Source organism: Rhizobium sp. AB2/73, assembly GCF_020871915.1.
In the GTDB taxonomy this organism is placed as follows: Bacteria; Pseudomonadota; Alphaproteobacteria; order Rhizobiales; family Rhizobiaceae; genus Rhizobium; species Rhizobium dioscoreae.
In genome coordinates this window covers 1,281,908-1,308,346 of record NZ_CP067071.1, presented here as the reverse complement: position 1 = coordinate 1,308,346, position 26,439 = coordinate 1,281,908, and the positions used below count along the sequence as shown (strand labels likewise).

The window sequence follows — 26,439 nt, the reverse complement described above, 5'->3', positions numbered from 1 at the left end:
AGCGGGGGATGGTCCTCCGCTCGAACAGGAGCCGGATCGATGTCCCTCAACGACGCTCACGCCTTCGCCTTCAGCCTCGCCACCACGCTGATGGCCGCCATCATCATCTTCCAGGCCGGCGACGGCACGCTGTCGGTCACGCCCGCCAGCGAATATGACGGCGACATCGCCGCCATCGTCCATGAGATCGATCCTTTCGCCCCCTGACCGGGGCGCCCCGGTCGCCCGAGCGGAAATCGCCGCCGATTTCCGCTCCCGGCACGCGCGCTCTTGCGCTATACTTCAGCGGCGCCGTGGTGGTGGTGGAAGGCGCGGCCGTCAGACCTTGTCCATACGGAAACCACCGCCATGATCATCCTCGCAATACTTGCATCCCTCGCAGCGATAGGCCTGCTTTGCTGGCTGCTGTTCACGCTGGCCGTCTTCGCGCTGCCGGCGTTCGTCGGCGTGACCACCGGCGCTTGGGCGCACGGCACGGGCGCCGGCATCCCGGGCGCCATCCTGGTCGGCGCCATCGCGGCGGCGATCACGCTCGCCGCCGGCCATCTGCTCATCACCTTCGTCCGGCCTATGTGGTTGAAGCTGATCGTGGCCGCAGCCTTCGTGGCGCCGGCAGCGATCGCCGGCTTCCATGCCACCCATGGTATCGTGAAGCACCTCATGCCGTCCGACGCGTGGCAGATCACCTTCTCCGTAATCGGCGCGGTCGCGGTCGGCATCACCGCCTTCGTGCGGGTCGCTGGAATGGCGGCGGCTCCGGCCCCGCCCGGCCGGGACCTTGCACGGGCCTGATCTTCATCATCGCCGTCAGGAGGATCAGGGCAGCGGCGGAGGTGGTCGCCCTCGTCGTCTCATGTCGGAGCAATAGGCGTGTGTGGCGCGGGCCGACGCTGGCCCGAAAGGCCGTCCTCGCTGGTGCGCTGCGAGAGCAGAGCAATGTTTCGGCGGGCCACAGGACGTCCGGCGCGGCGATCTCCATCATGGCGGCGGTAGGCCAGGATGCGGCAGCGTCGGCCTGCCGGGAGAGCAGACGAAGCTGGCGAGCCTGCGGCGGCGCCGGTTTGCCTTTGCGGGACGGCCGCCATCTTCTCCGTTATCTGACCGTGCCTCGACCGCTCCAAACGGCCTCTTCAATGGCCTGATCTGGCCGAAGGCCGGCTGCGCCTCGATCGCCTATGACGCAACAGCCGCGTTAAACTTTCTTCCCCTGCCGGCTGCGCCGCATTCCTCGCGAGACATATGTGGACACCCCCTCGGTCAAGCCTTTCTTCTGATCTTTCTGAATCCGGCTGGCTGCTCGCATATGTCCGGCCTCTCTGATGATCGGCCGAACGGCCGCGGGCCTTGATGAAGTCCGCGGATCATGGTCCCAATCAAAAAAGCGCATTCTGCTGATGCAGTCTCGCGAACGGGTTGTCCTGATCCCCGGCAAAACCGGTATTCATCACGATCGTCTGGCAGGCCCTCCGAACTTGGTGACGCTGTCGGCGTCGATGTCTATGCGACGGCGTTAGCGTAAACTGTGCGCCTGGCCATCACGGCCCATGCGATCCGCGCCATTTTGTTCGCCAGCGCCACGGTGGTCAGACGCGCGGACTTGGTCAGAAGCAGTTTCCTGACCCACTCGATGAGCGGACCGTGCATCTTGTGCCTGACATGCCGGAGGACGGCTGTCGCGCCGACGATCAGCAGCGTTCGTAGATATCTGTTCCCCGCCTTTGTAATCCTGCCGAGCCGTTCCTTTCCTCCGGACGAGTTCGATCGAGGCGTGAGGCCGAGCCATGCTGCAAGTTCCCGCCCGGATCTGAAGACGGAAGCATCAGTCACCGTGGCGGCCAACGCTGTGGCCGTGATCACGCCGACGCCCGGGATCGTCGCAAGCCGGCGGCTTGCTTCGCTCGTTCGATGCCATTCGCGTATCTTGGCCTCAAGTGTCCTGACCTCGGCGGTCAGGGAGTCTATTTGCTTGGCCAAGGATACGACGATGTCAATCACGAGCGGCGGAACGTCCAGCTCGGTCGGATCGTGTGCGAGCACCCGCCCGACGAGTTCTGCCGTCCTCTCGATCCCTACCGGCGCCACGATGCCGATCTCGGTGAGATGGCCTCGCAAGGCGTTCACCAGCATGGTCCTCTGCCGGATGAGAAGGGCACGCGACTTGTGCACCATCAGGATCGATTGCTGTGACGCGGTCTTGATCGGAACAAACCGCATGGTCGGCCTGGTGACTGCCTCGCAGATCGCCTCGGCATCCACCATGTCGTTCTTCCCGCGCTTGACGTACGGCTTCACATAGGTCGGCGCCATCAGCTTGACCTCGTGTCCCATGCCAGTCAGTTCGCGCGCCCAATGGTGCGCCGAAGCGCAGGCTTCCATGCCGATCAGGCACGGTTCTAGCTTGGCAAAGAATGGAAGAAAGTGTGCCCGCCGCAGCTTCTGCGCGATGACGACCCGATTATCACCGTCGATACCGTGTACTTGAAAGACATTCTTTGCGAGATCGATTCCGATAGTCAGCCTGGACATCCCGTTTCCTTCCCAACGTTTGATTGGTCCCTACCGATATCCTCGGCGGTAGAGGTGGGGGTGTCCACATCATCAAGAAAGCCCTCCTTAGCTGTCAGGCCCCTTCGGGGTGCGCCGTCGATCGCCTCCGGCCTGCCGATCGCCATCGAGGCCGCAATGGTGCGGGCTCGGGAACGGAAAACGGAGACTTACAATGGCGACCATCGGCACCTTCAAGAAGACCGGCTCGAACGAGTTCACCGGCGAAATCGTCACCCTCAGCGTCCAGGCCAAGAACGTGCGCATCGTCCCCGACCAGCGCGCCACCGGCGAGAACGCCCCCAGCCACCGGGTCCTGGTCGGCCGCGCCGAGATCGGCGCCGCCTGGTCCAAGCGCTCCAACGAGGGCCGCGGCTATCTGGGCCTCAAGCTCGACGATCCGAGCTTCACCGCCCCGATCTACGCCAACCTCTTCGACGACGAGGGCGAAGACACCTTCTCGCTGATCTGGTCCCGTCCGAACGGCCGGCGCAGCGACTGAGGCACCCGCGCAAGGCCCCGGCCAAAAGCCGGGGCCTTCTCTCATGCATAGCGACCGAATCAGTTGCAGAGGGAGACCACCTCGCGGCTTCCATAAAGGCACTTGCGGCTAGTCTCTCATCCGAAGAGCGACTATTATAGTCGTAGTTTTGGCGTGCGCGTGGGTCCGTATGGGAGGTGATCATGCATGATCACCGCCCGACAATCGCGGGCCGCACGCGCGTTGCTGGGTTGGACGCAGGAGACGCTCGCTGACAAGGCCCGGGTATCGCTGACCGCGCTCAAGCGCCTCGAATCCGAAAACGGCCTCGAGGTGTACGAGAGCACACGCGATGAGGTCCGGCGCGCCTTCGAGCGCAGCGGTATCGTCTTCCTGAACTCCGACCAGGGCGTGGGAGTGATGCTTGTCGAGAGGAAGAAAGACCGCTGACGGCTTGGCGTGCCTTCAAACCGCTCGACCGTCATGCGACGGTATCGCAGCTATGCGACGCCTTCCAAACAGCGTTAACAAAATCCTTCAAAATGGATACATCCTTCGTCGGGGGATGCCATGACCAAAGAAGATTTCCTGGACGAGCCACCTGGCGGTGCCGCGCTGACCGCCTACGACCGTACGCATTTGAAGCTGTATCTGCGCCTTCTCGACGCGGACGCTGAGGGTGCGGACTGGAAAGAGGTCGTCGAAGTGCTGTTCGGAATCTGTGCCAAAACCGACCCCAAACGCGCCGCACTGGTCCACACCACTCATCTCGCCCGAGCAAAATGGATGACCAAGAACGGCTTCGGCGAGCTTTTCGGCCCCCGTCTTCATTGAGGTGATGCAGAACTTGCATCACGTTGGTCCAACTTCGTTCTTCCCGGCAAAAATTCAACTTGGAATCGTGACGTCCAGGCAACTCGCGTTGCGTTCAACACGTGGAGGCAGTGGAGGATGTCAGAGGGTGAAGATTGGCGGTCTGCGGCCGCTTACGATTATGTCGATGACCTGACGCCCAGTCAGCTTGCCTGGGAGTTCCTGCGGCGCAATCCCGATTACAGACAATCTTATTCTGAGCTACTGTCCAGCGGCCGGCTCACCGAAAAGGCCGCCGAGGAGTTTGCACAGCAATGGGGGTTGCGATTTCGCAGCCGACCCGCAAGCCACCGCCCTCATCCAGCCAGTCTTCTGGACCCCGCAAGCAGATCCGGCCGCGATCCTGCTCGAAACCGGTCCGGCGCCTGCCGAAGGCTTCCATCTCACTGCGGATGAATTGCGTCGCCACACAACGCTCGAGCGGGACACCACGCTGGTCGAGCTTCAGATACGCAGCCATCCCTTCGACGTCAGCCTCGCCGAGTTGATTGGGGACAGTCCGCTCTCCGCAGTGGTCCCCTTGGACGATCTCACCCCCGATCGGCTGACTGCTCTGACGCGCTTCTGGGCAGCCGTCACAGGGCGACGTGTCCCTCCCGACCCACGGGTGACCCCGCAACGACGCGAGCGCGCCCGCCAGATGCTCCGCGCCGTCGATGCGCGGCACGCCGGCGCCATATATCGCGTCGTCGCCGAACATCTCTTCCCACAACATAAGATCGATCCAGCCTCCTGGGTCGGTGATCCCATCCGGGAGATGACCATTCGCCTCGCCCGCGACGGCATGAAGCTTGTGCGGGGTGGCTACCGGACATTGCTCCGCCGTCCGCGCCGGGATCGCTGACGCCCCGCAGAGTGTCGAATTTAACCCGCTTACTTCGACATCGTGCGAGGCGCCGTCCTCGCGCCACCGTGCTCGCATCCCGCCGCTCGTTCGAAGCGGCCGTCTGCGAGATCACGGAGGTTCGATCATGGCCGAGAAAGCCGCCAATCTACCGCCACGCTACCTGAGAACACAGGAGGCGGCACGCTTTCTCGGCCTTTCCGAGCGAACCCTCGAAAAGCACCGGACCTACGGGACCGGGCCGATCTACCGCAAGCTCGGCGGTCGCGTCGTCTATTCCGTCGATGACCTCCAGGCCTGGGCGGATCGCGGCCTCGTCACCTCGACCTCCGATCCGCGCGGCGGCTCTGTGCAGCCGGCAAAGCGCCATGCCGCGCCCGCGCCTGCCGCCGGCGGGCGCTTTTCGCGCTGAGGTAGCCGGCCATGTCGTCCCGCCACCATCATCGCGACGAGCGCGCGCAGCTGGACCTCTTCCGGGCGCTGCCCGGCGATCTCGCGCCCCGCGATGCGCAGGACCTCATGGCCTATCCCTTCTTCTCGCTCGCCAAGTCGAAGCGCCTGGCGCCGATCGACTTCAAGGCGGGCTCGGTGAAGATCCGCGTCGAGGCCGTCGCCGAGCATGGCATGGCCACGATCTGGGACGCCGACGTTCTGATCTGGGCCGCCTCGCAGATCGTGGAAGCGCGCGATCTCGGCCTGCGCCCTTCACGTCTGATGGCCACAACCCCGTACGAAATTCTCAATTTCATTGGCCGTGGCGTTTCCTTACGGGACTACGACCGCCTGAAGGCCGCGCTCGACCGGCTCCAGTCGACAACAGTGGCGACCTCCATCCGCCAGCCCACCGAGCGGCGGATGCACCGCTTTTCCTGGATCAACGAATGGAAGGAGCGCGCCGATCATCGTGGTCGCCCGCTCGGCCTCGAGCTGATCGTGCCGGACTGGTTCTACGGCGCCGTGCTGGACGAGGCGCTCGTGCTGACGATCGACCGCAACTATTTCGGGCTGACCGGCGGATTGGAGCGCTGGCTCTACCGGCTCGTGCGCAAGCATGGCGGCAAACAGGAGTCCGGCTGGAGCTTCGATTTCTCGCATCTCCACGCCAAGTCGGGCAGCCTCTCGCCGCTCAAGCACTTCGCTTACGACCTGCGCGACATCGTCCGCCGCCAGCCTCTGCCGGGCTACCGCCTCGCCATCGAGCAATGCGTCGGCGGCCCGGAAATCCTTTCCTTCGCACCGACCGACCCCGACGCGCTCGGCATCCCACGCCGTCGTCGCCGCTCGGCAACTCGTCCTGGGGATAAGCTGTGAATCGTCTCGTGCTATCGGGGACCCGCACTATCGTGCCATCGGGGACCGGACTCTCGTGCTATCGGGGACGGGAATCATCGATTCCTCGCGCTGAATCAGCAGCTTGCGAGCCCTCTAACTTATCTAACCTAGATTCCTTCGGAATCTTTCTAACGGACCACCGCTTTTCCACGCCTGCGGATAACCCGCCGCCGGCAAGGAAGGGCGCGCCATGATCGTCGCGCTGCTCAACCAGAAGGGCGGCGTCGGCAAGACGACGCTGGCGCTGCATCTCGCCGGTGAATGGGCTCGCGAGCGCAAGCGCGTCACGCTGATCGACGCCGACCCGCAAGGCTCCGCCCTCGACTGGTCGCAGCAGCGCAGCCGGGAGGGGCTGGGGCGGCTTTTCGGGGTCGTCGGCCTCGCGCGCGACACCCTCCATCGCGAAGCGCCGGAGCTCGCTCGCGACGCCGATCACGTCGTCATTGACGGGCCGCCGCGTGTTGCCGGGCTGATGCGCTCGGCGCTGCTCGCCGCCGATCTGGTGCTGATCCCGGTGCAGCCTTCGCCGTTCGACGGCTGGGCCTCGGCCGAGATGCTGACCCTGCTCGGCGAGGCGCGCATCTACCGCCCTGAGCTCGCTGCCCGCTTCGTGCTGAACCGCTGCGCGGCCCGCACCGTGCTCGCGCGCGAGACCGCCGAGACGCTCGCCGATCACGATCCGCCGCTGCTCGCGACCACCATCGGTCAGCGCATCGTCTTCGCCGATGTCGTGCAGACCGGCCGGCTCGCCGCCGAACAGGATGAGGACTGCCCGGGCGCGCGCGAGATCGCCGCGCTCGCCGCCGAGGTGGCGAGGATCGACGCATGAGCCAGCGGTCCCCGAAACGCAGCTTCGCGTCCCGGCCTGCCGATCCGGAAAGCTGGATCAAGGCGCCCGACCGTCAGGCGCAGCACGTGCCGTCTGCCGAGCAATTCACAGCCCGGCTGACAATCGACGTCACTGCCGACATGCGCGGCCGCATCAAGATCGCTGCCTTCCAGCGCGGCCAGACCGTCGCCGACATGCTGCGCGCCCTCTTTGAACGCGAATTCCCACCCCCGTCAGGAGAAGGATCATGACCGGCCTTGCCGCCGCATCCGCACGCGTCGGCCGCGCTCCCGCCGAAGCGCCGCCAGACGATCTCACGGAGGTCAAGCTGATCTGGATCGAGAAGCGGATGGAGCATTGGATCCGCTTCGGCCACGATGTACGCGAACAGGTCCTCGATCGCCGCCGCCGCATCCTCTTCTTCCCTCCAGGGACCAACTTCGCGCTGGTGCGCTGGGCGGCGAACGAGCACGGCACTGTGCTCTCGCGCCTCGACATCATGCGCGCTCTCCCCCGCGGCACACCTTGCCAGACGGTCCCGACCGTGACGCCCGGCGGCGATATCCTGCTGCGCGTCGATGGCTGGCCGAAGGTGGAGCGCGTGCTCCAGCTCATCGATGCGATCGAGGCGATCGGCATCGATCCGGCCGAGGTCTCGCCCGATCACTGGCGGCACGTCCACAACCGCATGGCCGCCGGCGAGACGCCGCGCGCCTACACGGCGGCGCGCCACCGCGCCTTCCTGTTGCGCCGGGAGATCGGCGCATGAGCCGGCTTGGCTACGTCCTCACGACGACCGCCGCCGTGTCGCTACTCGGTGTCCTGTCGGTCGTTTCCTTCGCACCGAAGCTGATCTGGAACGCGTCGGCGAGCACGCCGATCGGCCTTTACGCGATTGAGCCCGAGCGGTCCGCGGAAGTCACCGATCTCGTTGCCATCCGGGCGCCCGAACCCCTCGCCTCCTTCATGGTGGAGCGCGGCTATATCGGCCAGGGGGTGCCGCTGATGAAGCGCATCGCCGCGCTTCCCGGACAGCGCGTCTGCCGGACCAGCGCCAACATCACCGTCGATGGAGTGCCGCTCGGCGATGCGCTGGAGCGCGATCGTCTCGGTCGGCCATTGCCCGCCTGGCAGGGCTGCCGCCTCGTCGTCCCGGGCGAGCTGTTCCTGATGAATTGGCAGGTCCGCGACAGCCTGGACGGCCGCTATTTCGGTCCGCTTCCCGCCTCCGCCGTGATCGGCCGGGCGATTCCTCTCTACACCGATGAGGACGGCGATGGCCGCTTCGTCTGGCGCGCGCCGACGCGGTGACGGCGCGGCCATGCTCTTCCTCACCGCACATCCAAGGAGGGAATCATGTCCCTGATCGGTCAATTCAGCCGCACCAAGTCGGGTTACACCGGACGCATCAGAACGCTCGGCCTCGACGCCGAACTTGTGCTCGTACCCGCCGAGCAATCCGACGCCGAGAACGCACCGGACTATCGCGTCCATCTCGGCTCCGATGACGAGGGCCCCGAGGTCGGCGCCGGCTGGAAGCGAACGGGCGAGAAGGCCGGGGATTACGTCGCGCTGCAGCTCGACGACCCCTGCTTTCCGCATCCGGTCCGTGCCAACCTCTTCCAGTCAGCGGATGACAAATCCGCCTGGGGCCTTCACTGGAACCGCCCGCCCAAGCGCGGCGAGCGGGACTGAGCGATGCCGGCCCGCCCCTCTCGCGCTGTCGCCGGACGGTTCACCACCGTCCGGTCCACAGCCCTCCTTCTCCTTTCCGGCCTGACACTCGCGCTGCCCGTCGCTGCCCTCTCACAAGAGCAGCGTGCGCCGGCCGAGCGCGCATCGCCGACCGATCCCTATGCCGGTCCTATCGCCGAGGCGGCGCGGCGCTTCGGCATCCCGGAGGCCTGGATCCGCGCTGTCATGCGCGTCGAAAGCCGAGGCGATGCGCGCGCTATCTCACCAAAGGGCGCGATCGGCCTCATGCAGATCATGCCTGCCACCTGGACGGTGCTGCGCGCCCGGCATGGTCTCGGTAGCGATCCCTATGATCCGCGCGACAACATCCTGGCGGGCGCGGCCTATCTGCGCGAGATGCACGATCGCTACGGCTCGCCGGGTTTCCTGGCGGCCTACAATGCCGGGCCCGCGCGCTACGAGGAGTTTCGCGACAACGGCCGTCCCTTGCCGGCCGAAACGCGCGCCTATGTCGCCGTACTCGCGCCGATGATCGGCAGCGATGATGTCGCGGCCCCCGTCACGGTGGCGGCTGCCGATCCGCTCGCCTGGACCCGCGCGCCGCTGTTCATCGCGCAGGCCGACGGCAGCGTGAAAGCAGATCGGCGGCGCGGCGACGATACTCCGGCCGAGCCGTCGTCGTCCCATCCAGCGCGCGATCTTGCGCCCGCCGACCCGCAAACCGGTGGTCTCTTTGCCATCCGAACAGCCAGTGCGGGGCCGCGATGAGGGCTTTCGTACTCCAGGCGCTATTGTCGGGCTCTGGCGTAGGAATGGCCGGAGAACAAGGAAACGCAGGCAACACAACCGCACGATGGCAGGATAAAGGGGCGCGATGTGCGCTTCTGTTCGGTTGTGCTTTTTCAATAGGTTATGGCGCGATTTCGCGAGGTGCGCCTGATGGGCGCAACCTGCGCACTCTGGCTTTTGTTAAGCAAATCATCGGCTTCGCGCGATGTGCGGAGCCTCCGTCATGAGCGACGAGCACGAATTCCGCATCCGGCCAGGCCGCATCCGCTCGACCAGCGCTCAGCGGGCTCGGCCCTTCATCGCCCAGGCGCTGGCGGCCGCACAGCGCGCCGGCGGCAGCGTCTCCCGGCAAGGGAAGATCGGGTCCGGCGCGCGATCCCGGTTCGGTCGCGGCCAGCGCGCCTCGATCCAGGCGAACCGCCTCATCACCGCGCGCTCGCGCGGCGCGGTCATTAAAGCGCGCGTCGTTCGTCATGGCGGGCGGTCCGCGCCGCTCTCGACGCATCTCGATTATCTGCGCCGCGACGGCGTCACCCGTGACGGGGAAAAGGCCCGGCTGTTCGGTCCGGGCGGCGATGACGTCGACGCCAAGGACTTCGCGGCGCGGTCCGAGGACGACCGCCACCATTTCCGCTTCATCGTCTCGCCGGACGACGCGCTGGAAATGTCGGACCTCAAAGGTTTCACCCGCGAGTTGGTCGGCCAGATGGAGAAGGATCTCGGCACGCGGCTCGAATGGGTCGCGGTCGATCACTGGAACACTGAGCATCCGCATGTCCATCTGATCGTGCGCGGTGTGCGCGATGACGGCGAGAACCTCGTCATCTCGCGCGACTATATCAAGGAGGGCATGCGCGATCGGGCGCGCGACCTCATCACCCAGGAGTTGGGGCCGCGCACCGACCAGGAGATAAGGCAGACGCTGGAGCGCCAGATCGACGCGGACCGCTGGACCAACCTCGATCGCCAGCTCGCACGCGACGCCTATCGGACCGGCGTCATCGATCTCGCGCCGCATCCCGATCGGCAGCCCGATGAATTCCACGCGCTCAAGGTCGGGCGGCTGCGCAAGCTCGAAGGGCTCGGGCTCGCCGACGAGATCGGTCCGGGACAGTGGACCATCTCGGACAAGGCCGAGGCGACGCTCCGCGAACTCGGCGAGCGCGGGGACATCATCAAGCGCATCCATCACGGCCTGACCGAGCGCGGCATCGAGCGAGGCGCGGCGAGCTATGTGCTCGCCTCGGAGAGCCTCAACGATCCGGTCATCGGCCGCCTCGTCGCACGCGGCCTCGACGACGAGTTGAAGGGCACCGCCTTCGTCGTGGTCGATGGCGTCGACGGGCGTACCCACCACATCAAGCTTCCCGACCTCGACGCGGCCGGCGACAGCGCACCGGGTTCGATCGTCGAGCTTCGGAAATTCGACGACGCGCGCGGCCAGCGCCGCGTGGCGATCGCGGTGCGCTCCGATCTCGACATCGAGCGGCAGGTCACCGCAGCCGGCGCCACCTGGCTCGACCGGCAGAATATCGCCCGCGAGCCGGCAGCGCTCGGCGGCGGCTTCGGCGCCGAGGTGCGCGACGCCATGGACCGGCGGGCCGAGCATCTTGTCGGCCAGGGCCTTGCCGAGCGCCAGCAGCGCGGCGTCAGCTTCCAGCCCGGCCTGGTCGACACGCTGCGGCGTCGCGAGCTGGAGGCGGTCGCCGAACGCATCGCCGCCGAGACCGGGCGGCCGCAGGTCAAATCTGAATCCGGCGAATATGTCACCGGCACCTATCAGCGGCGGCTGAACCTCGCGAGCGGCCGCTTCGCCATGATCCACGACGGGCTCGGCTTCAGCCTCGTGCCCTGGACGCCATCACTCGAAAAGCAGCTCGGCCGTCACGTCTCCGGCGTCGCCCGGAGCGACGGCGGCGTCGACTGGAGCTTCGGCCGCCAGCGGGGGCTCGGCCTGTGACCACCATCCCAAACGAAAGGACCCCGTCATGTCCGCCACAAAGATCCTCTGGGGCCAGATCCTCACGGTCTTCGCCATCGTCCAATTGACCACCTGGGCCGCCACGCAATGGACGGCTTACCGGCTCGGCTTCCAGCATCAGCTCGGAGCGCCGTGGTTCATGCTCGGCGACTGGCCGATCTACTACCCATGGTCCTTCTTTCCCTGGTGGTATTTCTACGACGCCTACGCGCCGCCGATCTTCGTCGAGGGCGCCTATATCGCCGCGTCGGGCGGCTTCATCTCGATCGCCGTCGCGATCGGCATGTCGGTCTGGCGGGCGCGCGAGGCGAAGAACGCCGAGACCTTCGGCTCGGCGCGTTGGGCACATGAAGACGAGGTGCGGGGCGCCGGCCTGCTCGGCGAGGACGGCGTGGTGCTCGGCAAGTACGCCCGCGCCTATCTCCGCCATGACGGGCCCGAGCACGTGCTGTGCTTCGCGCCGACCCGTTCCGGCAAAGGCGTTGGTCTGGTCGTGCCGTCGCTCCTGACCTGGCCGGGTTCGGCCATCGTCCACGACATCAAGGGCGAGAACTGGGCGCTGACCGCAGGCTTCCGCGCCCGCCATGGCCGGGTGCTGCTGTTCGATCCCACCAATGCGAAGTCGGCCGCCTACAATCCGTTGCTTGAGGTCCGCCGCGGCGAATGGGAGGTCCGCGACGTTCAGAACATCGCCGACATCCTGGTCGATCCGGAGGGCAGCCTCGAAAAGCGCAATCACTGGGAAAAGACCAGTCACGCGCTGCTAGTCGGCGCGATCCTCCACGTCCTCTACGCCGAGACCGACAAGACGCTCGCCGGCGTCGCTGCCTTCCTCTCCGATCCGAAGCGGCCGATCGAGTCGACGCTGGCCGCCATGATGAAGACCGCGCACCTTGGCGAAGCCGGGCCGCACCCGGTGATCGCCAGCGCCGCTCGCGAGCTGCTCAACAAATCGGACAACGAGCGCTCCGGCGTCCTCTCGACCGCCATGTCCTTCCTCGGCCTCTATCGCGACCCAGTCGTCGCCGAGGTCACCAGGCGCTGCGACTGGCGCATCGCCGATATCGTCGGCGCGCGGCAGCCGACCAGTCTCTACCTCGTCGTGCCGCCGTCGGACATCGCCCGGACCAAGCCGCTCATCCGGCTGATCCTCAACCAGATCGGCCGGCGCCTGACCGAGGACCTCAACGCGAAGAGCAACCGGCATCGGCTGCTCCTGATGCTCGACGAGTTCCCAGCTCTCGGGCGGCTGGACTTCTTCGAATCCGCGCTCGCCTTCATGGCGGGTTACGGATTGAAGGCGTTCCTGATCGCGCAATCGCTAAACCAGATTGAGAAGGCCTACGGGCCGAACAACTCGATCCTCGACAACTGCCATGTCCGCGTCAGCTTCGCGACCAATGACGAGCGGACGGCGAAGCGCGTCTCCGATGCGCTGGGTACCGCGACGGAGATGCGCGCCATGAAGAACTATGCCGGCCATCGCCTCTCTCCGTGGCTCGGCCACCTGATGGTGTCGCGCTCCGAGACCGCGCGGCCGCTGCTCACCCCGGGCGAGATCATGCAGCTCCCGCCCGCCGACGAGATCGTCATGGTCGCTGGCACGCCACCGATCCGCGCCAAGAAGGCGCGCTATTTCGAAGACCGGCGGTTCAACGAGCGGATTATGCCCCCGCCGAAGCTGACGAGGTCATCGCCAACGAGTGCCGACGACTGGAGCCGGCTCCCAGTTCCCGCTCGACCGGCAGCAGCGATGCCTGAGGCAATGGTGACAGCTGATGGCGGCGACGAGGACCCCACGGGATCGGAACGCCGTCACCAGCCCGAACTGGCGCGCGCCGCTCCGGTCGAGAAGAAGGCACCGATCGAGAACGAGTTCGAGATCGAGCTCGATGACGAACCAGATGACGACGTCGCGCGCCTCAGCCGCGCGAACCAGGTCATGCAGGGCGTGGCACGTCAGGTCTCGCTCGATCCGAACGACGGCATGGAGCTGTGAGGTGCCCATGGCCAATCCGTCGAAGAAGCAGCGCCTGTCGGTCTATCTCGAACCCGAAGTTATGAAGGCACTCGCCGCCCACGCGGCGCGGCGCGACCAATCCCGGTCGCTGATCGCCGAGGCGGCGATCGCTTCCTTCCTGTCGCCGGACGCCGCCGAGCGTCAGGAAGCGGCGACGACCAAGCGTCTCGACCAGCTCGACCGGCGGATGACCCGTCTGGAGCGCGACCTTGGCATTGCGATCGAGATGCTGGCCGTCTTCGTGCGCTTCTGGCTCACCACCAACCCGCCTCTGCCGGAGCCGGCGCAGGCCGCCGCGCGGGCACAGGCTGGCGAGCGATACGACGCCTTTGTCGCTGCGCTCGGCCGCAGGCTCGCCAAGGGTCCGAAGCTCCGGCAGGAGATTTCCGAGGACATCGATCCCGCGCGCGACGTGCAATAAGCAGCGATCGCGGCAACTCAAGTATTCGGCGATCACGCCGTTCGCCTGTCTTTGTACGCCACGGTACGACAAGCAAAACAACCTGTTGCCGCGGGCCGATTTCCGGTTCTCTTAATCATCCCCGATCCAGGGACGGCCTGACGCGGTCCCGCAAAGAACGGGGACAACGTGGCCGCTTCTTCCGAGAAATCCGAGGCGATACTTCGAGGGGCGCGCATGCTGCGCACCGCCCTCGGCCCCGCCATCGCCGGCTTTCTCGGGGACGCCAGCGTCGTCGAGGTGATGCTCAACCCCGACGGCCGTCTCTGGATCGACCGCCTGTCCGAGGGACTGTCCGACACCGGCGAGCGACTCTCGCCGGCCGACGGCGAGCGCATCGTGCGACTCGTCGCTCACCATGTCGGCGCCGAAGTCCATCCCGGCAATCCCCGCGTCTCGGCGGAGTTGCCGGAAACGGGGGAGCGGTTCGAGGGGCTTCTGCCGCCCGTCGTGGCCGCGCCCGCCTTCGCGATCCGAAAGCCCGCCGTCGCGGTGTTCACCCTGCAGGACTATGTGCAAGCCGGCATCATGTCGGCCGTACAGGCCGACATCCTGCGCCAAGCTGTCGTCGAGCGTTCTAACATCCTCGTTGCCGGTGGCACCTCCACCGGTAAGACAACGCTCACAAACGCGCTGCTCGCCGAGGTCGCCAAGACATCCGACCGCGTGGTGCTGATCGAGGACACACGCGAGCTGCAGTGCAGCACCCCCAACCTCGTCGCCATGCGGACGAAGGACGGTGTCGCGACGCTGTCCGATCTCGTCCGCTCCTCCCTGCGCCTGCGACCTGACCGCATTCCGATCGGCGAGGTGCGAGGCGCCGAGGCTCTCGACCTGCTCAAGGCCTGGGGCACCGGCCACCCCGGCGGGATCGGCACCATCCACGCCGGCACCGCGCTCGGCGCGCTCCGCCGCCTCGAGCAACTCATCCAGGAAGCCGTCATCACCGTTCCGCGCGCGCTGATCGCCGAGACCATCGACCTCGTCGCCATCCTCTCCGGCCGCGGCGCTACCCGCCGTCTGGCGGAGCTCGGCCGCGTCGATGGGCTCGGCCCCGACGGTGACTACCGCATCCGCTCCGCCACCCCGCCCCCTGAAGGAGACCCCGCATGATCCGTCCTGCCCCGCATTTCCGTCGCCACGCCACCACCGCTGCATCGGCCGTCATGGTCAGCCTGATGCTGGCCCCGGCCGCCCACGCGTCCGGCTCCTCGATGCCGTGGGAGCAGCCGCTCCAGCAGATCCTGCAATCGATCGAAGGCCCGGTCGCTAAGATCATCGCGGTGATCATCATCATCGTCACCGGCCTGACGCTCGCCTTCGGCGACACCTCGGGCGGTTTCCGCCGCCTCATCCAGATCGTCTTCGGTCTGTCGATCGCCTTCGCGGCGTCGAGCTTCTTCCTGTCGTTCTTCTCGTTCGGCGGCGGGGCGCTCGTCTGATGGCGGGCTTGATCGAGAGCGGTGGCGACGTGCCGGGTTACAGCGTCCCCGTCCACCGGGCGCTAACCGAGCACATCCTGCTCGGTGGCGCGCCACGGAGCATCGCCATCCTCAACGGCACGCTCGCGGCCGCTCTCGGTCTCGGGTTGCGTCTGTGGCTCGTTGGCTTGGGTCTCTGGGCCGTCGGCCATTTCGCTGCTGTTTGGGCGGCCAAGCGCGATCCGCAGTTCGTCGATGTCGGACGCCGGCACCTGCGCATTCCCGGTCATCTCGGGGTCTGAGGCCGGCCATGATGAACCTCGCCGAATATCGACGGACCTCGACCCGCCTCGCTGATTTCCTCCCCTGGGCGGCGCTCGTCGCGCCCGGCGTCGTGCTGAACAAGGACGGCAGTTTCCAGCGCAGCGCGCGCTTCCGCGGGCCGGATCTCGACTCCGCCGTGCAGGCCGAGCTGATCGCCGTCGCCGGCCGCCTCAACAGTGCCTTCCGCCGGCTCGGCAGCGGCTGGGCGATTTTCGTGGAAGCGCAGCGCCATGCCGTCGGCGCCTATCCAGCGAGCCCGTTCCCCGACCCGGCATCGGCGCTGGTCGATGCCGAGCGCAAGGCGGATTTCGAGGAAGACTCCGCCCACTACGAGTCGAGTTATTTCCTGACCTTCACCTTCCTGCCACCGGCCGAGGACGCAGCGCGCGCAGAAAGCTGGCTCTATGAGGGCAAGGCCGAGCGCGGCGTCGATGCCTGGGAAGCGCTCCGCGGCTTCGTCGATCGAACCGACCGCATCCTGCAGCTCGTCGAGGCCTTCATGCCGGAATGCGCATGGCTCGATGACATCGAGACGCTGACCTATCTGCACTCGACGGTCTCGACGAAGCGCTACCGCGTGCGCGTTCCCGAGACGCCGATGTATCTCGACGCGCTGGTCGCCGATCAGCCGCTGACCGGTGGGCTCGAGCCGCAACTCGGTGAAGCGCATCTAAGGGTCCTGACGATCGTCGGTTTCCCGTCTGCGACGACGCCCGGCATCCTCGACGATCTCAACCGTCTCGCCTTTCCCTATCGCTGGGCGACGCGGGCGATCCTGCTCGACAAGACAGACGCGACCAAGCTGCTGACCAAAATCCGCCGTCAGTGGTTCTCCAAGCGCAAATCGATCGCCGCGATCCTCAAGGAGGTGATGACCAACGAGGCGAGCGCCCTGGTCGACACCGACGCCGCCAACAAGGCCGCCGACGCCGACCTCGCGCTGCAGGAGCTCGGCGCCGACTATGCCGGCCAGGCCTATGTCACCGCCGCGATCGCCGTCTGGGACAATGATCCACGCATCGCGGCCGAGAAGCTCCGTCTCGTCGAGAAGGTTGTCCAGGGCCGCGACTTCACGGCCATGCCCGAGACGATCAACGCGGCCGACGCCTGGCTGGGTTCGCTGCCCGGGCACGTCTACGCCAATGTCCGCCAGCCGCCGATCTCGACGCTCAACCTCGCCCACATGATCCCTCTCAGCGCCGTGTGGGCGGGGCCGGAACGGGATGATCACTTCGGTGCACCCCCCTTGCTCTACGGCAAGACCGAAGGGTCCACCCCGTTCCGGTTTTCCCTGCATGTCGGCGACGTCGGTCATACGCTGGTGGTTGGCCCAACGGGTGCCGGCAAATCCGTGCTGCTGGCGCTCATGGCGCTGCAATTCCGCCGCTATGCCGGAGCCCAGGTCTTCGCCTTCGACTTCGGCGGCTCGATCCGCGCCGCCGCCATCGCTATGGGCGGCGACTGGCACGATCTCGGTGGTGGCCTGACCGAGGGCTCGGCCGATAGCGTCGCGTTGCAACCCCTTTCACGCATCGACGAGGCGGCCGAACGCGCATGGGCCGCCGATTGGGTCGTCGCCATCCTGATGCGCGAAAGCATCCAGATCACGCCCGAGGTGAAGGAGCTGATCTGGACGGCACTGTCGTCGCTCGCCAGCGCGCCCACGGCCGAGCGCACGATGACCGGCTTGTCCGTGCTGCTGCAGTCGAACGACCTCAAGCAGGCGCTGCGCCCATATTGCGTCGGCGGACCCTATGGCCGGCTGCTCGATGCGGAGAGCGAGCATCTCGGCGTCGCCACCGTCCAGGCCTTCGAGACGGAAGGCTTGATCGGGACGGCCGCGGCCCCGGCGGTGCTCGCCTATCTCTTCCACCGCATCGAGGACCGCCTGAACGGCGAGCCGACGCTGATCATCGTCGACGAGGGTTGGCTCGCGCTCGACGACGAAGGCTTCGCCGGTCAGCTGCGCGAATGGCTGAAGACGCTGCGCAAGAAGAACGCCAGCGTCGTCTTCGCCACGCAGTCGCTCTCCGACATCGACGGCTCCGCCGTCGCGCCCGCCATCATCGAGAGCTGCCAGACACGGCTGCTCCTGCCGAATGAGCGGGCGATCGAGCCTCAGATCACCGCGATCTACCGGCGCTTCGGCTTGAACGACCGACAGATCGAGATCCTCGCTCGCGCCATGCCGAAGCGCGACTACTACTGCCAGTCCCGCCGCGGCAGCCGGCTGTTTGAGCTGGGCCTGTCCGATGTGGCGCTCGCGCTCTGCGCTACATCCTCGAAGACGGACCAAGCCGCCATCGACCGGATTGTCGCCGAACATGGCCGTGAGGGCTTCCTCCCGGCTTGGCTGCGCTATCGCGGCGTCGATTGGGCGGCCGACCTCATCCCCAACCTCACCAACCTGGAGAAGACCCCATGACACTGCGCCGTTCCCGCGCCCTGCGGCTCGCCGCCGCGCTGCTTGTGCCATCGGTTGCGCTCGCGCCGATGCTGACCACGCCGGCTCACGCAATCATCGTCTACGATCCGAGCAATTATGCGCAGAATGTGCTTCAGGCCGCACGCGCGCTCCAGCAGATCAACAACCAGATCACGTCGCTTCAGAACCAAGCGACGATGCTCATCAACCAGGCCCGCAACCTCGCGAGCCTGCCCTATTCGTCACTTCAGCAGCTCCAGCAGTCGGTCCAGCGCACACAGCAGCTGCTGAGCCAGGCGCAGAACATCGCCTACAACGTCCAGAATATCGACCAGGCGTTCCGCACGACCTACGGCAACGCCTCGATGACGGCCTCCGACCAGCAGCTGGTCGCCTCCGCCCGCGAGCGCTGGCAGAATACCGTAGCGGGATTGCAGGACGCGATGCGGGTCCAGGCCGGCGTCGTGGGCAACATCGATACCAACCGTGTACAGATGTCCACGCTGGTCGCGCAGAGCCAGGGCGCAGCCGGCGCGCTGCAAGCGACTCAGGCCGGCAATCAACTCCTCGCCCTCCAGGCCCAGCAACTTGCCGATCTCACGGCCGTCGTGGCCGCGAACGGCCGTGCTCAGGCGCTCGCCGATGCCGAGCGATCCGCCGCCGCCGAACAAGGCCGCGAGCAGCGCCGCCGTTTCCTGACACCGGGCAGCGGCTATCAGCCCGGCAACGCGCAGATGTTCCGGACCAGCAACTAAGGACGGAGCAATGGACGGAAAGACGTTCGCGCGCATCGGCGCAGTCATCTTCGTTGCGGTCGCGATCACTGCGACCGCAATCGAAGTCAGCCGCAAGGACGCGTCCGCGGAGAGTTGGACCTCCGACCGGCAAGTCGTAGCCCCCGCAGATCCGCTGCGCGCCGAGCTGCTGCGCTGCCAGGCCTTGGGCGAAGCCGGGCCACGCGATCCCGCGTGCCTGCACGCCTGGGCGGAGAACCGCAACCGCTTCCTCGCGCCCGGGGCCCGACCGGAGGAACGCCTTCCCCCGACACAGCCCGCGCCGCTCCCGACGCCGACGCCGGCGCAACCGTCAGCGGCGCAGTAGGCACATGGGCAACACCGGCGTCATAGACCATTTCCTCGAGGTCTTCACGCGCTACATCGACGGCGGCTTCGGTCTCCTGGGCGGCGAAGTCGCGTTCATCGCCACCACACTGATCGTCATCGACGTCACCCTGGCCGCGCTCTTCTGGTCGTGGGGCGCCGACGACGACATCATGGCGCGGCTGGTGAAGAAGACGCTGTTCGTCGGCGTCTTCGCCTACATCATCGGCAATTGGAACAATCTCGCCCGCATCGTCTTCGAGAGCTTCGCCGGGCTTGGCCTGAAGGCGTCCGGCACCGGCTTCACAACCGCCGATCTGCTACGCCCCGGAAAGGTCGCTCAGACCGGACTCGACGCCGGCCGTCCACTGCTCGACTCGATCTCCGGCCTGATGGGCTACTGGTCGTTCTTCGAGAACTTCATCCAGATCGCCTGCATGTTCTTTGCATGGGCGCTGGTGCTGCTCGCCTTCTTCATCCTCGCCGTCCAGCTCTTCGTCACGCTCATCGAGTTCAAGCTGACGACGCTCGCCGGTTTCGTGCTGATCCCGTTCGGTCTGTTCGGCAAGTCCGCCTTCATGGCCGAGCGCGTGCTCGGCAACGTCATCTCCTCGGGCATCAAGGTGCTGGTCCTCGCCGTCATCATCGGCATCGGCTCGACCTTGTTCTCCGAGTTCACGGCCGGCTTCGGCGGCGTCACCCCGTCGATCGACGACGCCATGGCGATCGTGCTGGCGGCGCTGTCACTACTCGGGCTCGGCATCTTCGGCCCGGGCATCGCCAACGGCCTGGTCTCGGGCGGCCCGCAGCTTGGCGCCGGCGCCGCGGTGGGAACGGGCCTCGCTGCCGGCGGCATGGTCGCGGCAGGCGCCGCCACTGTCGGTGCCGTGGCTTCCGGCGGCGCGGCCTTGGCAGGCGGTGCTGCCGCCGCCGCTAGCGGCGGCGCTGCCCTCGCGGGCGGCGCTTCGACCGCGTACAGCCTGGGTGCGGCGGGCCAGACCGGAGCGTCGGGCGTGATGAGCGGTCTCGGTGGCGTCGCCCGGGCCGCCGGCTCGGCCGCCACGTCGCCGCTTCGCCGGGCCGTCGAACGCTCAGCCGAAAGCATGCGGTCGAGTTTCGCTGGAGGCGCGCGCGCCGCCTTCGAGGCAACCGGCGGCTCCTCAATCATGGGCTCGGTCGGCGACACTGCGGACGAGACGGCAGCACCTCAGACAGCCGGCGGCGATCAGCCGCCCGCCTGGGCCCGCCGCATGAAGCGCTCCCAGCAAATGAGTCACGCCGTTTCGACCACCGTCCATGCGGTGCGCAGCGGCGACAGCCGCGGCGGCGGCTCCTCCATCAACCTCTCTGAAAGTGACCGCTGATGTTTCGACGACCCTCAACGCACTATGGGAAAGCTCCCGAACCCGAAACACCGTACCAGCGCGCTGCCCAGGTCTGGGACGACCGGATCGGCTCGGCGCGCGTCCAGGCGCGTAACTGGCGCTACATGGCGTTCGGCTCGCTAGTCCTGTCGGCGGGCTTCGCGGCTGCGCTGGTCTGGCAGTCAGCTCGCGGCACCGTCGTGCCGTGGGTCGTCCAGACCGATCGTCTTGGCCAGGCGCAGGCGATCGCGCCGGCCGTTGCCGACTACCAGCCGACCGATCCGCAGATCGCCTTCCACCTGGCGCGCTTCATCGAAGAGGTCCGCTCGATCCCGGCCGACGCCATCATCGTCCGCCAGAACTGGCTGCGCGCCTACGACTTCACGACCGATCGCGGCGCGGCCGCGCTCAACGACTACGCGCGGACCAATGATCCCTTCACGAAGGTCGGCCGCCAGCAGGTCGCCGTCGATGTCTCCAGCGTCATTCGCGCGTCCCCGGACAGCTTCCGCGTCGCATGGACCGAGCGCCGCTACGAGGACGGCCAGCTTGCCGATACGAGCCGCTGGATCGCGATCCTCACCATCGTCCTCCAGACCCCGCGCGACGCCGACCGGCTGCGCGCCAATCCGCTGGGAATCTACGTCAACGCAATTTCTTGGTCACGGGAGCTGGGGCAATGACTCTGCCGATTTTCCGTAAAGCCGGAGAACCGGCTTTCCGTACTCACACCTTCGCGACTTTGCTGCTTTCCGCTTCAGCGCTCGGGGGATGCGCCACGACCCAGAAGCCGCCCGAGATCAGCTATGACGACGCGCCCGCCGCGGTCCAAACCCTCGACCCGCCGACGCCTGTCCAGGTCGTCGAGCTGCCAAAGCCGCTCCCGCTGCCGGGTCAATTGCAGCGCGTGGAGCCCTCGCTCTCCACGCCGGAGCCCGCCGATCCCACGACGCGCATCAACCAGGCGAACGCAGCCGCCCGCATGCAGCCGGTGCGCAACGGCTTCATCAATTCGATGCAGGTCTATCCCTTCACGCAAGGCGCGCTCTATCAGATCTACACCGCCGTCGGGCAGATCACCGACATCGCGCTCCAGCCAGGCGAACAGCTCGTCGGCTCCGGGCCGGTGGCCGCCGGCGACACCGTGCGCTGGATCATCGGCGATACCCAGAGCGGATCCGGCGCCACGACACAGGTCCATATCCTCGTCAAGCCCACCCGGCCCGAGCTGATGACGAACCTCGTCATCAACACCAATCTGCGGACCTACCACATGGAGCTGCGCTCGACCGAGCGCACCTACATGGCATCGGTCTCCTGGCAGTATCCGCAGGACCAGCTCATCGCGCTGCGCCGTCAGAACGCCGAGGCGCAGGCCGCCCAGCCGGTGGCGACCGGCGTCGATCTCTCGCGAATCAACTTCCGCTATGAGGTGACCGGAGATCGCGCGCCATGGCGGCCGCTGCGCGCCTATGACGACGGCCGGCAAGTCTTCATCGAATTCCCGCGGGGCATCGGCCAGGGCGAAATGCCGCCGCTCTTCGTCGTCGGCGCGGAAGGCAACACGTCGGAGCTGGTCAATTACCGCGTCCGCAACAACTACATGATCGTCGACCGGCTCTTTGCCGCGGCCGAGCTGCGGTTCGGTTCCGGAGACAATCAGAAGCGCGTCCGGATCACCCGCACCGACGGGAGGCCCGCGTCGTGAGCGAAGACCGGAACGAGGAAGAGGAGTCCGGCGCGCCGCTCAGCGGGTCCGCGCCCGAGGTGGCCGCCCCGATGCGGCTGCGGGCCGAGACTCCCCGCGTCACGCGGCTGTCGCGCAAGGTCCTGGCGGGGCTTGGCCTGGTCGCGAGCCTCGGCCTAGGCGGCGCGCTCGTCTATGCACTCCAGACCCGCAACGGCGGCAAACCACCCGAAGAACTCTATTCGACCGACAACCGCGCGACAGCCGACGGCCTCCAGGGTCTACCGCGAGATTACACCGGCGTGCCGCAGCTCGGCCCACCGCTTCCAGGCGATCTTGGTCGACCGATCCTCGACGCCCAGAACCGTGGTCAGCCAGCTCCCGCGCCCGGCATTGCCCAGCCACAACCCGGCATCAGCGCCGAGGAGCAACGCCGCCTTCAGGAGATCGAGAGCGCACGCACGAGCCGGCTCTTTTCAGCATCCGAATCCCGCAACGCCGCCCCGGCCGCCGCCGCCACGACGACGAACCTAGCAACACCTGATCTCACCGGCCTGGGTCTTGCGCCGCAGCCGGCAACGCCGACCGCCCAAGAGCGCCAGCAAGCCTTCCTGAACGCGCCGGTCGACCGCCGCACCGTCGCAGCCGACCGCGTTGCCGCGCCGGCCTCGCCGAATATCCTCCAGGCGGGCGCTGTCATCTCGGCCGCGCTGATCACAGGCATCCGGTCGGACCTGCCCGGCCAGATCACCGCGCAAGTCACCGAGAACATCTACGACAGCCCGACCGGCCGCATTCTGCTCATCCCGCAGGGCACGCGCGTCATCGGCCAGTACGACAACAACGTTCAGTTCGGCCAGAGTCGGGTTCTCCTGGTATGGAATCGGCTGATCTTCCCGAACGGCCGCAGCATCGTGCTTGAGCGGCAGCCGGGCGCCGATGCCGAGGGCTATGCGGGCTTGCAGGACGGCGTCGACTATCACTGGTGGGACCTCGCAAAAGCTGCCGGCCTTTCCACACTGCTCAGTGTCGGTGCGGAGCTCGCCACCAATGATGACGATCGGTTGATCGCGGCGGTCCGCAATGGTGGTCAGGACACGATAAATGACGCCGGCCAGCAGATCGTCCGGCGTCAGCTCAACATCGCGCCGACTTTGACGATCCGCCCGGGCTTCCCGGTCCGTGTGATCGTTACGCGCGACCTCGTGCTCGAGCCCTACGGAGGGTGACATGACCAAGCTGAAACTCGGCGCGATCGCCGACGACAAACCGATCAAGGTGACGATCGAGTTGCCAGCGGCGCTGCACCGGAATCTAGTGGCATATGGCGAGCTACTTGGACGGGAGAGCGGAAGCCCGCCGATCGATCCGATCCGCTTGATAGTGCCTATGCTGGAGAGGTTCATCGGCACCGACCGCGGATTTGTTAAGGCCCGGCGAGCGCCTTCCTAACAGTCCGAATAAGATTACCTGTCGGGTCACGGCCTGTATCATACTTCGCGGGGCTCGCGTCAGGCTCTATGAGGACGTGGCAGGCGGATTATGGCACGAAAATGCTGCAGTCAGAGGACAGGATGCGGGTCTGAGTATCCGCCTTGGTCAGGAGATTACGAAGCCGCCGTCGACGTTAAGCGTATGTCCGGTCATATAGGGATTGGTCATAAGGAAGAGGATCGCATTCGCAACGTCCTCTGGTTGACCAAAGTGGCGGGCCGGCAGTTTCGACTCCGCCCAACCTTGAAGCTGCTCACGCCGATGCTGATTGATGGGCGTGTCTACCACACCAGCCATAAGAACATTTACCCGTATCGGCGCTAATTCCAGCGCCAGTGCTCTTCCAAAGCTCGTCATAGAGGCGTTGACGGCCGCCAGCACCGAAAACCCAATTGGAGGTTTGACCGCAGAGCCACCGGACAAGAGCGTAATCGTGCCTCGGCTGGCCATGGCTGGCACCGATGCGCGCACAACATTCACATACCCTCGGAGTTTATCGAGCGTCCGCTCGACCTGTTCATTCGTAATGTGAGAAATCTCAGCCCTCTGCTTCAATTCATCGGCAACCGCCGTGAGGACGAGATGATCGATCCGGCTGAGCGAGCCGATGACGCGATCGACGGCTTCAGCATCAAGCATGTTCATCGCCATCGCTCGCCTCTCGCCTGTTACAAGGCTAGCTGCATGATCGAGCTTCGTTTGCGAGCGGCTGAGCATTACCGCGTTCGCGCCTTTCGCAGCCGCCAATTGTGCCGTAGCCAGCCCTATCCCAGAACTCGCACCTACAATGACAACTGTTTGATCAGCCAGTTTGCTCATGTTGTTTCCTCGTCCAAAATGTTCGTTCGTGCGCCAGACCCCGTCGCGTTGGCATCACTCGAGAGGTTCTGATATTTGCGGGCGCTCGACGGACCGAAGCAGAGTTTCGACCAGTGCCACCCCAGGATAGGTAAACCGATCACTCCTTCCAGAGAGTGCGCCGGCAATAACGCCTTCGTGTATGATGAATAGTTGACTCGCCAGAAACGCCGGATCGCTGCCAGGCGCATGAGCGGTACAAAACTCCGCCGCAAGCTCCTCATATCGCTTGAGAAGCCAATCTTTCGTTTCCTTCGCACGGCGGTGCGGCTGCGAATTCACATCTGGATATTCCGCCAGAGCCATTTGCGAAGAGCATCCACGACAAACGTCAGGGTGCGTTTCTTCGGACATTGCCCGAAATACCGACATGATACGCTCGCGTGGGTCGCTCTCGCCAGCCGCGGCGCCCTCAAACTGCTCTCGGAATTTGCGATCGCTATCACCGATATAGGCCGTCACCAAGTCGTCCTTTGAGCGGAAGGCTCGATAGAGGCTCGTTGGTGCGACGCCTGCGGCGTCGGCGATGACGTCCACTCCGGTCGCTCGAATTCCATTCCAGTAGAAGAGACGGCTCGCCACATCGAGGATGTGTTCCTGCGTCTTACTGGATGCTCGCTTCGCCATGCGTCCTCCGAACGATCTTCACGCTTGCAATGTAAGGGATCGTTCCCTACAAATCAAACGATAACGATCCCTAACATTCTCCGGAGCAGCACAATGCCCTCAAATCCGAGCTCCAGCATCCCACGTCCGTTGCGGATCGCGCTCCCGACCCTATTCCTCGGAGCATTCGTCCTTGGAAGTTCCGAAACGATGCCGGTTGGCCTTCTCACGGACATCGCCGAAAGTACCCAGAGCGAGATTGGCCACGCGGGTACACTTGTCACCGCCTATGCGATTGCCTTCGCAACCGGGGGAATTGCTTTGAGCTTCGTGACGGCGTCTTGGTCACGCCGGTTGGTGTTGTTCGCCTCTCTTGCGGCAGCGCTTTTGAGCAATCTTGTGCTCGCCTATTCGAACGATCTCGCGCTGCTCATCGCGGTCCGCATCGCTGGCGGATCGGCACAGGGCTGGTTCGTAGGTGCGGCTATCGCGGTCGCTATGTCGGTGGTCCCGCCCGACAGAATTGGCCGCGCGGTCTCGATTGTCGTTTCTGGATTCGCAGCCTCTACAGCGCTGGGGGTCCCTGCTGGTGTCGGCCTTGCATCAGCCTACGGTTGGCACGCATCCTTTCTCGCAGTGAGCGTGCTCGTGCTCGTCGTGATGTCGGGGGTCGCCATTTCGATACCCAGCTCAATCAAAAGCCCTGTGGCGCCAGCCAATAACGCGGAACAGATACGACATGCGCTCTCCCCCAGAGTACTTGCAATCCTTGCCGTTACGATGATCCTCTTCGCAGGAGAATACGCCGCCTTCACCTACATTAGCCCGTTCCTTCAGGAGGCTGACCGCATATCTTCGGAGACCATAGGCTGGTATATTCTAGGCTTCGGAATCGCCTCGGCCCTGGGCTCACTTCTTGGCGGCCGCGTAGCCGATGCCAACGCGCGCATGGCGGTAATTCTCGCCAATTTGGCGATACCGATCGCGATTATTGGGTTGCTCACCTTCGGATCTTCGACCGTCGGGAGCTCTGTTATGATGATTGCATGGGGCGTTGTCGCCGTTGCGTCAGTTCCAGGAATTCAGACATTGGTGGCGGAGGCTGCAGGACCCGGTCGCGACGTTGCGGGAGTGCTGCCTGCGGCTGCAATAAACGTCGGCATCGCCGCCGGCTCTCTCATCGGAGGACTGAGCGTGTCGGCGTGGGGGCTGACGGCTCCCGTCATCGTAGGCATCACGTTGTCAATTTTGGTCCTCCCGGCGACCATTTTGGTCATGCAGAGGCATGTCCCTTTTACCACTTAAGGCCTCT

At 65.7% G+C, this 26,439-nt stretch carries 33 protein-coding genes; 30 read left to right on the top strand and 3 right to left on the bottom strand.

The window, feature by feature from the left end; genetic code table 11:
• Positions 1 to 39: 39 nt before the first annotated feature.
• Complete coding sequence (locus I8E17_RS06615; protein WP_167713022.1) at positions 40 to 207, top strand: hypothetical protein; 168 nt, start codon at positions 40 to 42, stop codon at positions 205 to 207.
• Positions 208 to 348: 141 nt separating this feature from the next.
• Positions 349 to 792 (top strand): hypothetical protein, encoded by a 444-nt coding sequence (locus I8E17_RS06610; protein WP_219511512.1) that lies wholly within the window; start codon positions 349 to 351, stop codon positions 790 to 792.
• A gap of 705 nt (positions 793 to 1,497) precedes the next feature.
• Here the strand turns inward: I8E17_RS06610 and I8E17_RS06605 are convergent.
• A complete protein-coding gene (locus I8E17_RS06605) occupies positions 1,498 to 2,526 on the bottom strand; it encodes an IS110 family transposase (protein WP_219510782.1) in 1,029 nt (342 codons plus the stop codon).
• A 193-nt stretch (positions 2,527 to 2,719) separates the two neighbouring features.
• Here I8E17_RS06605 and I8E17_RS06600 point away from each other — a divergent pair, with 193 nt between their 5' ends.
• The 27 genes from I8E17_RS06600 to I8E17_RS06470 all read left to right on the top strand — a co-directional run bounded on the left by I8E17_RS06600 (position 2,720) and on the right by I8E17_RS06470 (position 23,621).
• Complete coding sequence (locus I8E17_RS06600) at positions 2,720 to 3,046, top strand: DUF736 domain-containing protein (RefSeq protein WP_219510784.1); 327 nt, start codon at positions 2,720 to 2,722, stop codon at positions 3,044 to 3,046.
• A gap of 186 nt (positions 3,047 to 3,232) precedes the next feature.
• Complete coding sequence (locus I8E17_RS06595) at positions 3,233 to 3,475, top strand: helix-turn-helix transcriptional regulator (protein ID WP_219510786.1); 243 nt, start codon at positions 3,233 to 3,235, stop codon at positions 3,473 to 3,475.
• 120 nt (positions 3,476 to 3,595) lie between these two features.
• Positions 3,596 to 3,859 carry a DUF2285 domain-containing protein gene (locus I8E17_RS06590; protein WP_219510788.1) on the top strand — a complete coding sequence of 88 codons (264 nt, stop codon included), beginning with the start codon at positions 3,596 to 3,598 and terminating at the stop codon, positions 3,857 to 3,859.
• 117 nt (positions 3,860 to 3,976) lie between these two features.
• The gene (locus I8E17_RS06585) at positions 3,977 to 4,294 is read left to right on the top strand and encodes a DUF6499 domain-containing protein (protein ID WP_219510790.1); all 318 of its coding nucleotides are present in this window, start codon (positions 3,977 to 3,979) and stop codon (positions 4,292 to 4,294) included.
• 1 nt (position 4,295) lies between these two features.
• Positions 4,296 to 4,742: a DUF2285 domain-containing protein gene (locus tag I8E17_RS06580; RefSeq protein WP_229002090.1), complete on the top strand. Its 447-nt coding sequence runs from the start codon at positions 4,296 to 4,298 to the stop codon at positions 4,740 to 4,742.
• Between the two features lie 127 nt (positions 4,743 to 4,869).
• Positions 4,870 to 5,154 carry a helix-turn-helix domain-containing protein gene (locus tag I8E17_RS06575; RefSeq protein WP_219510793.1) on the top strand — a complete coding sequence of 95 codons (285 nt, stop codon included), beginning with the start codon at positions 4,870 to 4,872 and terminating at the stop codon, positions 5,152 to 5,154.
• Positions 5,155 to 5,165: 11 nt separating this feature from the next.
• Complete coding sequence (locus I8E17_RS06570) at positions 5,166 to 6,053, top strand: replication initiator protein A (protein ID WP_219510795.1); 888 nt, start codon at positions 5,166 to 5,168, stop codon at positions 6,051 to 6,053.
• 211 nt (positions 6,054 to 6,264) lie between these two features.
• The gene (gene parA, locus I8E17_RS06565; RefSeq protein ID WP_219510798.1) at positions 6,265 to 6,903 is read left to right on the top strand and encodes a ParA family partition ATPase; all 639 of its coding nucleotides are present in this window, start codon (positions 6,265 to 6,267) and stop codon (positions 6,901 to 6,903) included.
• Positions 6,900 to 7,154: a hypothetical protein gene (locus tag I8E17_RS06560; RefSeq protein ID WP_219510801.1), complete on the top strand. Its 255-nt coding sequence runs from the start codon at positions 6,900 to 6,902 to the stop codon at positions 7,152 to 7,154. The genes parA and I8E17_RS06560 overlap by 4 nt, the downstream gene beginning before the upstream one ends.
• The gene (locus I8E17_RS06555; protein ID WP_219510802.1) at positions 7,151 to 7,672 is read left to right on the top strand and encodes a DUF2840 domain-containing protein; all 522 of its coding nucleotides are present in this window, start codon (positions 7,151 to 7,153) and stop codon (positions 7,670 to 7,672) included. The genes I8E17_RS06560 and I8E17_RS06555 overlap by 4 nt, the downstream gene beginning before the upstream one ends.
• Positions 7,669 to 8,214 carry a S26 family signal peptidase gene (locus tag I8E17_RS06550; RefSeq protein WP_219510804.1) on the top strand — a complete coding sequence of 182 codons (546 nt, stop codon included), beginning with the start codon at positions 7,669 to 7,671 and terminating at the stop codon, positions 8,212 to 8,214. The genes I8E17_RS06555 and I8E17_RS06550 overlap by 4 nt, the downstream gene beginning before the upstream one ends.
• Before the next feature lie 45 nt (positions 8,215 to 8,259).
• Positions 8,260 to 8,598 (top strand): DUF736 domain-containing protein, encoded by a 339-nt coding sequence (locus I8E17_RS06545; protein ID WP_219510806.1) that lies wholly within the window; start codon positions 8,260 to 8,262, stop codon positions 8,596 to 8,598.
• 3 nt (positions 8,599 to 8,601) lie between these two features.
• Entirely contained in the window at positions 8,602 to 9,366 is a 765-nt protein-coding gene (locus I8E17_RS06540) for a lytic transglycosylase domain-containing protein (protein ID WP_219510808.1), read from the top strand.
• 244 nt (positions 9,367 to 9,610) lie between these two features.
• A complete protein-coding gene (locus tag I8E17_RS06535; protein WP_219510810.1) occupies positions 9,611 to 11,347 on the top strand; it encodes a VirD2 family relaxase/mobilization nuclease in 1,737 nt (578 codons plus the stop codon).
• A gap of 28 nt (positions 11,348 to 11,375) precedes the next feature.
• Positions 11,376 to 13,367, top strand: coding sequence for a conjugal transfer protein TraG (locus I8E17_RS06530; protein ID WP_219510811.1), 1,992 nt, complete (start codon positions 11,376 to 11,378; stop codon positions 13,365 to 13,367).
• Positions 13,368 to 13,374: 7 nt separating this feature from the next.
• Positions 13,375 to 13,809: a ribbon-helix-helix protein, CopG family gene (locus I8E17_RS06525; RefSeq protein ID WP_219510815.1), complete on the top strand. Its 435-nt coding sequence runs from the start codon at positions 13,375 to 13,377 to the stop codon at positions 13,807 to 13,809.
• Between the two features lie 168 nt (positions 13,810 to 13,977).
• On the top strand, positions 13,978 to 14,961 hold the full coding sequence (trbB, locus tag I8E17_RS06520; RefSeq protein ID WP_219510818.1) for a P-type conjugative transfer ATPase TrbB: 984 nt from the start codon (positions 13,978 to 13,980) through the stop codon (positions 14,959 to 14,961).
• Positions 14,958 to 15,290 carry a TrbC/VirB2 family protein gene (locus tag I8E17_RS06515; protein WP_219510821.1) on the top strand — a complete coding sequence of 111 codons (333 nt, stop codon included), beginning with the start codon at positions 14,958 to 14,960 and terminating at the stop codon, positions 15,288 to 15,290. The genes trbB and I8E17_RS06515 overlap by 4 nt, the downstream gene beginning before the upstream one ends.
• Positions 15,290 to 15,571: a VirB3 family type IV secretion system protein gene (locus I8E17_RS06510; protein WP_219510824.1), complete on the top strand. Its 282-nt coding sequence runs from the start codon at positions 15,290 to 15,292 to the stop codon at positions 15,569 to 15,571. The genes I8E17_RS06515 and I8E17_RS06510 overlap by 1 nt, the downstream gene beginning before the upstream one ends.
• Positions 15,572 to 15,579: 8 nt before the next feature.
• The gene (trbE, locus tag I8E17_RS06505) at positions 15,580 to 18,018 is read left to right on the top strand and encodes a conjugal transfer protein TrbE (protein ID WP_219510826.1); all 2,439 of its coding nucleotides are present in this window, start codon (positions 15,580 to 15,582) and stop codon (positions 18,016 to 18,018) included.
• Positions 18,015 to 18,773, top strand: coding sequence for a P-type conjugative transfer protein TrbJ (gene trbJ, locus I8E17_RS06500; protein ID WP_219510828.1), 759 nt, complete (start codon positions 18,015 to 18,017; stop codon positions 18,771 to 18,773). Before trbE ends, trbJ begins: the two co-directional genes overlap by 4 nt.
• 10 nt (positions 18,774 to 18,783) lie before the next feature.
• Positions 18,784 to 19,119 carry a putative entry exclusion protein TrbK-alt gene (gene trbK-alt, locus I8E17_RS06495; RefSeq protein ID WP_219510830.1) on the top strand — a complete coding sequence of 112 codons (336 nt, stop codon included), beginning with the start codon at positions 18,784 to 18,786 and terminating at the stop codon, positions 19,117 to 19,119.
• 4 nt (positions 19,120 to 19,123) lie between these two features.
• Complete coding sequence (gene trbL / locus I8E17_RS06490; protein ID WP_219510833.1) at positions 19,124 to 20,482, top strand: P-type conjugative transfer protein TrbL; 1,359 nt, start codon at positions 19,124 to 19,126, stop codon at positions 20,480 to 20,482.
• The gene (trbF, locus tag I8E17_RS06485; protein ID WP_219510835.1) at positions 20,482 to 21,165 is read left to right on the top strand and encodes a conjugal transfer protein TrbF; all 684 of its coding nucleotides are present in this window, start codon (positions 20,482 to 20,484) and stop codon (positions 21,163 to 21,165) included. Before trbL ends, trbF begins: the two co-directional genes overlap by 1 nt.
• Positions 21,162 to 22,190, top strand: a complete 1,029-nt coding sequence (gene trbG / locus I8E17_RS06480) for a P-type conjugative transfer protein TrbG (protein ID WP_219510836.1) — start codon at positions 21,162 to 21,164, stop codon at positions 22,188 to 22,190. Before trbF ends, trbG begins: the two co-directional genes overlap by 4 nt.
• Complete coding sequence (locus I8E17_RS06475; RefSeq protein ID WP_219510839.1) at positions 22,187 to 23,398, top strand: TrbI/VirB10 family protein; 1,212 nt, start codon at positions 22,187 to 22,189, stop codon at positions 23,396 to 23,398. Before trbG ends, I8E17_RS06475 begins: the two co-directional genes overlap by 4 nt.
• Position 23,399: 1 nt before the next feature.
• The gene (locus I8E17_RS06470) at positions 23,400 to 23,621 is read left to right on the top strand and encodes a DUF2274 domain-containing protein (protein ID WP_219510841.1); all 222 of its coding nucleotides are present in this window, start codon (positions 23,400 to 23,402) and stop codon (positions 23,619 to 23,621) included.
• A gap of 147 nt (positions 23,622 to 23,768) precedes the next feature.
• Here the strand turns inward: I8E17_RS06470 and I8E17_RS06465 are convergent, their stop codons facing one another.
• A complete protein-coding gene (locus I8E17_RS06465) occupies positions 23,769 to 24,482 on the bottom strand; it encodes an SDR family oxidoreductase (RefSeq protein WP_219510844.1) in 714 nt (237 codons plus the stop codon).
• A 54-nt stretch (positions 24,483 to 24,536) separates the two neighbouring features.
• A complete protein-coding gene (locus I8E17_RS06460) occupies positions 24,537 to 25,148 on the bottom strand; it encodes a TetR/AcrR family transcriptional regulator (protein WP_219510846.1) in 612 nt (203 codons plus the stop codon).
• Between the two features lie 189 nt (positions 25,149 to 25,337).
• On the opposite strand from I8E17_RS06460, the gene I8E17_RS06455 reads away from it, so the two are divergent.
• Positions 25,338 to 26,432 carry an MFS transporter gene (locus tag I8E17_RS06455; protein WP_219510849.1) on the top strand — a complete coding sequence of 365 codons (1,095 nt, stop codon included), beginning with the start codon at positions 25,338 to 25,340 and terminating at the stop codon, positions 26,430 to 26,432.
• Positions 26,433 to 26,439 lie beyond the last annotated feature (7 nt).